This is a genomic window from Gluconacetobacter sp., from assembly GCF_047721585.1.
Lineage (GTDB): Bacteria > Pseudomonadota > Alphaproteobacteria > Acetobacterales > Acetobacteraceae > Gluconacetobacter > Gluconacetobacter dulcium.
In genome coordinates this window covers 37,009-45,832 of sequence record NZ_JBDNXE010000017.1, presented here as the reverse complement: position 1 = coordinate 45,832, position 8,824 = coordinate 37,009, and the positions used below count along the sequence as shown (strand labels likewise).

At 66.1% G+C, this 8,824-nt stretch carries 6 protein-coding genes; all 6 read left to right on the top strand.

What is annotated here, in order from left to right:
• The first annotated feature begins 98 nt into the window (after positions 1–98).
• The 6 genes from ABF821_RS05485 (at position 99) to nifJ (ending at position 8,812) form a co-directional block, all read left to right on the top strand.
• Positions 99–251, top strand: coding sequence for a hypothetical protein (locus ABF821_RS05485; protein ID WP_415529315.1), 153 nt, complete (start codon positions 99–101; stop codon positions 249–251).
• Positions 252–266: 15 nt separating this feature from the next.
• Positions 267–716, top strand: a complete 450-nt coding sequence (gene cynS, locus ABF821_RS05480; protein ID WP_415529314.1) for a cyanase — start codon at positions 267–269, stop codon at positions 714–716.
• 87 nt (positions 717–803) lie between these two features.
• Entirely contained in the window at positions 804–2,315 is a 1,512-nt protein-coding gene (locus ABF821_RS05475) for a sodium:solute symporter (protein ID WP_415529313.1), read from the top strand.
• Between the two features lie 7 nt (positions 2,316–2,322).
• Positions 2,323–3,234 (top strand): N-acetylmuramic acid 6-phosphate etherase, encoded by a 912-nt coding sequence (locus ABF821_RS05470; RefSeq protein WP_415529312.1) that lies wholly within the window; start codon positions 2,323–2,325, stop codon positions 3,232–3,234.
• Between the two features lie 305 nt (positions 3,235–3,539).
• Positions 3,540–5,192, top strand: a complete 1,653-nt coding sequence (locus tag ABF821_RS05465) for an NAD(P)-binding protein (RefSeq protein ID WP_415529311.1) — start codon at positions 3,540–3,542, stop codon at positions 5,190–5,192.
• Entirely contained in the window at positions 5,189–8,812 is a 3,624-nt protein-coding gene (nifJ, locus tag ABF821_RS05460; protein ID WP_415529310.1) for a pyruvate:ferredoxin (flavodoxin) oxidoreductase, read from the top strand. Before ABF821_RS05465 ends, nifJ begins: the two co-directional genes overlap by 4 nt.
• Positions 8,813–8,824 lie beyond the last annotated feature (12 nt).

Here is an 8,824-nt window from a genome sequence, read left to right as displayed (position 1 = left end):
CGCCCCCCCCCCCCGCACTTTTTTCTCAAAGCAGACCCGCGCAAACGATCGTTATTTGGGTCTCGTGGTCGCTGAGTTGTGTTTAAGAGAGAGGCGACGTGGTGGCCATGGGGGGCGCGCTTGCAGGTTTGCAGCCGGCGGGGCTCAATACCGGCATGATCGGTCTGGTGGCCAATGTGCTAGTGGCCGGTGCGATCCAGTGGATGGAACGCCGGAAGCGTGTCGCGGGACCGGCTTCCGACATCGCCTGACGAAGGGAGGCATGCATGTATACCAGCCGGGAAGACGTGACCGAAGCGATCGTGATCGCCAGGGTTCGCAAGGGTCTGAACTGGGCCGACATTGCCCGGCAGGTCGGGCGTAGCAAGGAATGGACCACCTGCGCCTGTCTGGGGCAGATGGTGTTCTCGGAGGACGAGGCGCGCATCGTGATCGGTCTGTTCGACCTGGACCAGACGGCGCTGCCCTGGCTGTGCGCGGTGCCGTACAAGGGCAGTTTCGAGGGTGGGGCGCCGAGTGATCCGCTGCTGTATCGCTGGTATGAGATGCTCAGCGTCTATGGGCCGGCGCTGAAGGAACTGATCCATGAGGAATTCGGCGACGGGATCATGAGCGCGATCGATTTCCGCATGGCGGTGGGGCGTGAGGCCGATCCGGCGGGGGATCGGGTCCATGTCACGATTTCCGGCAAGTTTCTGCCGTACAAGCCGTTCTGACAGGCCGGGACTTTCTCGTGTTCGACTGCGTCGGTATGGTGCGGTCGTCAGGGCGCGGTTCATGATTTTCGCCGCCTGAGGGGGCCTATGCGACCTGCCGACATTGCCGTGATCTGCCTGTATTTCGTGGTCCTGCTGGCCGTTACGCTGACCCTGGCGCGACGGGGGCGTTCGGCGGGGGATTTCCTGTCGGCGCATCATGACCTGCCCTGGTGGGCGCTGTGCCTGTCGCTGGTGGCGACCGAGACCTCGACCCTGACATTCATCAGCGTGCCGGGGGTTGGTTATACCAGTGGCCTGGTTTTTGCCGGTCTGGCAGCGGGTTATCTGATCGGGCGGGTGGTCGTGGCCGTGTGGTTTCTGCCGCTTTACATTCAGGGGCGGATGAGCAGTGCCTACCAGTATCTCGGCCGCCGGTTCGGGCATGGGGTGCAGCGGATCGCCGCCGGGGCCTTCCTGCTGACGCGGCTGGTGGCGGAGGGTGTGCGCCTGCTGGCCGGGATGTTGCCGCTGGTCTGGCTGCTGACCCATGCCGGCCTGCCGGTGGGGCGGGGGACGGTACTGGTCGCGATCATGATGGTGACGCTGGCTTATACGCTGTTCGGCGGCCTGCGGGCCGTTGTGTGGTCGGACAGCGTACAACTGGTCATCTATCTGTTCGGCGCCGCGTTGTGCGTGGGCCTTCTGTGGTGCGGAGCCGATGGCTGGCACGACGCCTGGCGGGCCGGGCGGCTGGCGCTCTTTCACGTTCGGCCCGGCGGGCGGTGGTTTGCCGACCCGTTTACCCCTGCCGCCGCGTTGCTGGGTGGGGCGATCCTGTCCGTGGCGTCGCATGGTACCGACCAGTTGATGGTTCAGCGATTGCTGGCGGCGCGCAGCCTGCGGGCGGCGCGGATGGCGCTGATCGGCAGCGCCGTGCTGGTGGGGGTGCTGTTTACGCTGCTGTCGCTGGTCGGGGTTGAGTTGTGGGTGCGGTCGGGCGGGGCGTCGCCGGCGGCGCTGGGGTTTCGTTCGGCGGATGAGTTGTTCCCGCATTTCATCGTCACCGGCCTGCCGGCGGGGTTGAGCGGCCTGCTGGTGGCGGGGGTGTTGAGCGCCACCATGGGATCGCTGTCCGCGACGCTCAATGCGATGGCCGGGTCTGTCCTGACGGATTTCGGGCCGGTGCCGGCGCGGGTTCTGGGGCGTCTTGCGGCGTCTTGCGGGTGGCGTGCGGGACCGCTGTTTGCTGCCCGCGCGCTGACCGCCTTCTGGGCCGTGGCGCTGGTTGGCGTGACCATGGTGCTGGGGGAGGGGACGAAATCGGCTGTGATCCTCGGGTTGACCGTCGCGGGCTGGTCTTATGGGCCGACGCTGGGGGCGTTTTTGTTCGGGATGCTGTGTCCGGCCGGTAGGGGGCGTGATGCGGCGTTCGGGGTCGTGGTCTCGCTTGCCGGCATGGCCGCGCTGATGATGCTGGCCCAGCGTGTGGGCTGGGTGATCGCCTTTCCCTGGCTGGTCCCGGCCGGGATCGGGATGATGCTGGTACCGGCCTGTCTTTCCATGATGTTTCCCGCGCCCCGCGTTGCAGGCAGGGCGGATTCCGTTGCCGAGAAGTGATCAGAGCATGACGACAGGCCCGCTTTCCGCCCCCGTGCCGGGTATCGGCACCGAACAATGCGATCCGCGCTATGCCGAGATTGATCTCTGGCCGACCGGCGCGATTCTCGATGCGCTGGCCGAGGCGCAGATGACGGCGGTGGCCATCGTGCGGGCCGCCGTGCCGCAGATGGAGGCGGTGGTCGAGGCCGCGCTGCCGGGTCTGCGGGCCGGGGGGCGGCTGTTTTATGTCGGGGCCGGCACGTCGGGGCGGATCGGGTTGCAGGATGGCGTGGAACTGACGCCGACCTTTGGTTGGCCGGGTGAGCGGCTGGTGCTGATGCTGGCTGGAGGGCCGGCGGCGCTGTTCGAATCCGTGGAAGGGGCCGAGGACCAGGAAGAGGCGGCCCGGACCGAGATCCTGTCGCATGATCCGGGGCCGCAGGATGTGGTGCTGGGCATCGCCGCCAGCGGGGCCACGCCCTATACCTGCGCCGCGATCGCCGCCGCGCGGGCGTGCGGCGCGCTGACGGTGGGCGTTGCATCGAATGCCGGTGGTCGGCTGTTGCGTGAGGCGGAACTGGGAATTGTGCTGCCGACCGGGCCGGAGGTTATTGCCGGCTCGACGCGGCTGAAGGCGGGGACCGCGCAGAAGGCGGCGCTGAACATGCTCTCGACCGCGCTGATGGTCCGGCTGGGCCATGCCTATCGCGGGCAGATGGTGGATATGCGTGTGGTCAATGCCAAGCTGCAAAGGCGGGCGGCGCGGATGGTGCGGCTGCTGGCGGGCGGCACGGATGCGCAGATTGCCGAGGCGCTGGAAGCCTCGGGCGGCAACGTCAAGCGGGCGGTGCTGATCCGGCATGGCATGAGCCTGGCGGACGCCGAAGCGGCGCTCCGGCAGCATGGTGGTGATCTGCGGGCGGTGCTGGGGCACTGACGGCGGGCGTCTCTGCCTCCGTGGGGCAGGGCGGCCATCTTCATGACAGATCAGAGAAATTTTGCGTAATTGACCTCGGTCAAACGGGCCGATGGTCGTTCGATGTTATCACAAATTCCACGAAATCCTTGTGAGGGCGGACGGTGCCGAATTCTGTGCCGGCAGCCGGTCGAGGGTTTATCTGGATCGGTATCGAAACGACAAGAGTCGCGATACCGATCGTGCGGCAAGGGTCGGTCACGCGCCAATAATGCGCGGGCCGGCCCGGTGCGCTGGGGGTTGGGATGGTATTGAAACTCGATGACATGACGCAGGTGCTGCAGGAGACGACGCGGCGCGGGGTTGGCAGCCGACGCTGGCAGAAGCCCGTCTACAAGCATTTTCTGCCGCCCTGTAACCATGCCTGCCCGGCCGGCGAGGACATTCAGGGCTGGCTGGCGCTGGCCCAGGCGGGCGAATACGAGAAGGCGTGGCACGCGCTGGTGGCCAACAACCCCATGCCCGCCATTCATGGCCGGGCCTGCTACCATCCGTGCGAAGGCGGCTGCAACCGGGGCGAACTGGATGCGCCGGTGGCCATTCATGCGGTCGAACGGTTTCTGGGCGATCTGGCGACCGAGAAGGACTGGCAGGTTTCGGTGGCGCCGGCCAGCGGCAAGAAGGTTCTGGTTGTCGGGGCGGGGCCGGCGGGGTTGTCCTGCGCCTGGCATCTGGCGCGCATGGGGCACCAGGTGGAGATCCGCGACGCGGCGGAGCAGCCGGGTGGAATGATGCGCTACGGCATCCCGGCGTACCGTCTGCCCCGAGAGGTGATGGGGAGGGAGATCGCCCGAATCACGGGGGTGCCTGGGGTGACATTGCGGTGTGGCCAGAAGGTGGACGACGTGGTGCGGGCGAAGCAGGAAGGGGGCTTCGACGCGGTGTTCGTGGGGGTTGGCGCGCAGTTGGCCAACCGCCTGAACATTCCGGCCATGGATGGCCGGAAGATGACCGATGCGATCAGCCTGCTGGGCGATGTCAGCCGGGGCGGGCGCCCGGCGCTGGGGCGCGTGGTGGCGGTGGTCGGCGGCGGCAACGTGGCGATGGATGCCGCGCGGACCGCGCGGCGGCTCGGCGCGACCGATACGGTCATCATCTTCCGCTATGACCAGCAGCATATGGAGGCCCTGCCGGCCGAAGCGGCCGAGGCCGTTGCCGAAGGGGCCAAGGTGCGCTGGCTGAGCGTGGTCGATCATTTCGGTGCCGATGGGCTGGTGGTCGAGAAAGTGACCATGAACCCCGATGGCAGCGTGACGCCGACGGGCGAGACGGAGCGGCTGGCCGCCGATGCGGTGGTGCTGGCGGTGGGCCAGCACACCGACCTGTCGCTGCTGGCGGAGGCGACGGCGGTGACGGTGCAAAAGGACGGCACCGTTGCGGTGGATGCCGACCTGATGACCGGGCAGGCCGGTATTTTCGCCGGCGGCGACTGCATCGGTGGCGCGCGGACCATGACGACGGCGACCGGGCAAGGCAAGCTGGCGGCGCGCGCGATTGATGCGTGGCTGGCGGGCCGGACCTACGACCATCCGGCGGCGCATCCGCTGGTCAGTTTCGACATGCTGCATCTGCCGGATTACCGCGATGCGCCGCGCAGCGTGCAGGCCGAGACGCCGGTGGCCGAACGCCACGATTTCGCGGAGGTCGATGCCGGGCTGGACGAGCGCCACGCCCGCTATGAGGCGCGGCGCTGCCTTTCATGCGGCAATTGCTTCGAGTGCGATAATTGCTATGCCGCCTGTCCTGAACAGGCGATTACCCGGCTGGGGCCGGGGCAGGGTTATGCGGTTTCGATGGATCTGTGCACCGGATGCGCGGCCTGTTTCGAGCAGTGCCCCTGCCACGCGATCGAAATGGAGCCGGAAGCCGTGGGAGCGGATACCTCCCCTGCACCGTCGGCCTTCAAGGTGCGGGCATGAGCGACATGACAGGAACGGAGAAGGTCGACATGACCGAACAGACCGCCACGATGGATGGCAACACCGCCGTCGCGCATGTGGCCTATCGGGTCAATGAGATCTGCGCCATCTATCCCATCACGCCGTCCTCGCCGATGGCCGAACTGGCCGATGCCTGGTCGGACCAGGGGCTGCGCAATATCTGGGGCGATATCCCCGAAGTGCAGGAAATGCAGGCCGAAGGCGGTGCCGCGGGCTGCGTGCATGGATCGCTGCAAAGCGGTGCCCTGACGACGACCTTTACGGCGTCGCAGGGGCTGATGCTGATGCTGCCCAACATGTACAAGATCGCCGGCGAACTGACCGCCACGGTCTTCCATGTGGCGGCGCGTGCGCTGGCGGCGGGTGGATCGTCGATCTTCGGCGACCATCAGGATATCATGGCGGCGCGGCCGACGGGGTTCGCGATCCTGGGTGCGGCCTCGGTGCAGGAAGGGCATGACCTGGCGCTGATCGCGCAGGCGGCGACGCTGGCGGCGCGGGTGCCGTTTATCCACTTCACCGACGGGTTCCGCACGTCGCACGAATACAACATGCTGAAGATCATGCCCGACAGCGTGATCCGGGCCATGATCGACGACGACCTTGTGCATGCGCATCGCAACCGCGCGCTGACGCCGAACAATCCGTTCATTCGCGGTACCTGGCAGAATCCCGATACCTATTTCCAGACGCGCGAGGCGGTGAACCCGTACTATGCGAAGGTGCCGGGGATCGTGCAGGAGGTGATGGACCGGTTTGCCGCCCAGACCGGCCGGGCCTATCGCCTGTTCCGTTATGACGGGCCGGCGGATGCCGAGCGCGTGATCATCAGCATGGGGTCGGGCGCGGAAGTGGTGCGGGAGACCGCGCTGTGGATGAACCGCCAGGGAGCGAACCGGCCCGGAGAGAAGGTGGGCGCCTTGCAGGTGCTGCTTTATCGCCCGTTCTCGGCGGAGCATTTCCTGGCGGCGCTGCCGCCGGGGGTGAAGGCGATCGCGGTGCTGGACCGCACCAAGGAACCGGGCGCGCCGATGGAGCCGCTTTATGCCGACGTGCTGGGCGTGCTGGCGCAGGCGTTCGGCAACGGGAAGATTGCCGCGATGCCGCGCGTGGTCGGCGGACGTTATGGCCTGTCGTCGCGCGATTTCAATCCGGGCATGGTCAAGGCGGTCTTCGACGAACTGGCGAAGCCCGTGCCCAAGAATAATTTCACGCTCGGCATCGATGACGATGTGAGCCATACGACGCTGGAATACGATCAGAACCTCGATATCGAGCCGAAAGATACCGTGCGCTGCCTGTTCTACGGGCTGGGCGCCGACGGCACGGTGGGGGCGAACAAGAACAGCGTGAAGATTCTCAGCGAACAGCCGGGGCGGTTCGCGCAGGCCTATTTCGACTATGATTCGCACAAATCGGGCGGCGAGACGATTTCGCACCTGCGGTTCGGCACGGCGCAGATCGCGGCGCCTTATCTGATCCGCCATGCGGATTTCGTGGCCTGTCACAAGTTCGAATTCCTGTTCAAGCGCGATATCCTCGGGCCGGCCATCGACGGGGCGACCTTCCTGCTGAACAGCCCGTATGGGCCGGATGTGGTGTGGGACAAGCTGCCGCGCCGGGTGCAGGACCAGATCGTGGCCAAGAAGCTGCGCTTCTTCGTGATCGATGCCTCGGACGTGGCGTTGAAGATCGGGCTGGGGCCGCGTGTGAACACGGTGTTGCAGACCTGCTTCTTCCATCTGTCCAAGGTGCTGCCGCCCGACGAGGCGGTGGCGCAGATCAAGCATTTCATCACCAAGAGCTATGGCGCCAAGGGCGATGCGGTGGTGAAGCTGAATTTCGCCGCCGTGGATGGAGCGGTTGCCGCGCTGCATGAAGTGACGGTGCCGCAGGCGGCCACGGGGACGGTCGCGATGCCGCCGATCGTGCCGGCGACCGCGCCGCTGTTCGTGCGCGAGGTGACGGGCGAGATCATGGCCAGCCGGGGCGAGGCGATTCCGGTCAGCAAGATTCCGGCCGATGGGACATTCCCTGGTGGCACCACGCAATATGAAAAGCGCAATATCGCGGTCGAGGTGCCGATCTGGGAGCAGGATGCGTGCATCCAGTGCGGCCAGTGCAGCATTGTCTGCCCGCATAGCGTGATCCGCGCCAAAATCTATGACGAGGATGCGCTGGCGGGGGCGCCGGAGCATTTCCGCTCCGCGCCCGTCAATGCGCGTGGGTATCCGGATTCGCGTTTCTCGCTGCAATTCTATGTCGAGGATTGCACCGGTTGCGGCGTGTGCGTGGAAAACTGCCCTGCCATTGCCGAGGATGGCGTGCATCGGGCCATCAATATGGGCGAGAAGCTGCCGATCCTGGAGCAGGAGCGGGAGAATATCCGCTTTTTTGAAACTCTGCCGACGGCGGACCGGACGACGGTGAATCAGGCCAATGTTCGGGGTGTGCAGTTGCTCGAACCATTGTTCGAGTTCAGCGGTGCCTGTGCGGGGTGTGGCGAGACGCCGTATCTCAAGCTGATCTCGCAGCTTTTCGGTGACCGGTTGCAGATTGCCAATGCCACGGGCTGCTCGGCGATTTATGCCGGCAATATGCCGGCCCATGCCTGGAAGGCGAATGACGAAGGGCGCGGCGTGGCCTGGTCGAATTCGCTGTTCGAGGACAATGCGGAGTTCGGGCTGGGTTTCCGTCTGGCGGTGGACAAGCAGACCGGGCTGGCGCGCGATCTGCTGACCCGGCTGGCGCCGAAGGTGGGGCAGGATCTGGCGGAGACCATTCTCGCCAGGACGCAGCACACCGAGCGCGATTATGTCGAGCAGCGCGAGCGGGTAGCGGCGCTGAAGACGCGGCTGGCCGCGATCGACGGGCCGGATGCGAAAAACCTGCTGATTCTGGCGGATTTCCTGGTCCGGCGTTCGATCTGGATCGTCGGGGGCGATGGCTGGGCCTATGACATCGATTATGGTGGGCTGGACCATGTGCTGGCGCAGGGCCGCAATGTGAACGTGCTGGTGCTGGATACCGAGGTCTATTCGAACACCGGCGGCCAGTCCTCGAAAGCGACGCCGCTGGGGGCGAGTGCGAAGTTCGCGGCCGCCGGCAAGCGGGTGCCGCGCAAGGATCTGGCGTTGCAGGCGATTTCCTACGGCACCGTCTATGTGGCGCAGATCGCGTTGGGGGCGAACCCGGAGCAGGCGTTGATCGCGATGCGCGAGGCGGAAGCCTATGACGGGCCGTCGCTGATCCTGGCCTATTCGCAGTGCATCGCCCATGGCATCGACATGCGGACCGGCATGAAGCAGCAGGCGCGGGCCGTGGCGTCGGGGTACTGGCCGCTGTTCCGCTTCGACCCCACGATGCGCAAGGCCGGGTTGAATCCGTTCCGGCTGGATTCGCCGCCTCAGCGGATCCCGCTGAAGGAGTATGCCTATCGGGAACTGCGGTACAAGACCCTGCTGCGCACGCATCCGGAATCGGCCGGGCATCTGCTGCAACAGGCCGAGGCGGCGGCGCAGGAACGCTATCGCGTCTATGAAGACATGGCCGCCCGCGACGGCAGCCGGTTTCTACCCCACTGGGAAGACATCCCCTGAGTTTATGCCCGG

Bases quoted from the DNA above. Each gene is read 5' to 3' on its own strand.
- cynS (WP_415529314.1), top strand. From the start codon at position 267: ATGTATACCAGCCGGGAAGACGTGACCGAAGCGATCGTGATCGCCAGG.
- ABF821_RS05475 (WP_415529313.1), top strand. From the start codon at position 804: ATGCGACCTGCCGACATTGCCGTGATCTGCCTGTATTTCGTGGTCCTG.
- ABF821_RS05470 (WP_415529312.1), top strand. From the start codon at position 2,323: ATGACGACAGGCCCGCTTTCCGCCCCCGTGCCGGGTATCGGCACCGAA.
- ABF821_RS05465 (WP_415529311.1), top strand. From the start codon at position 3,540: ATGACGCAGGTGCTGCAGGAGACGACGCGGCGCGGGGTTGGCAGCCGA.
- nifJ (WP_415529310.1), top strand. From the start codon at position 5,189: ATGAGCGACATGACAGGAACGGAGAAGGTCGACATGACCGAACAGACC.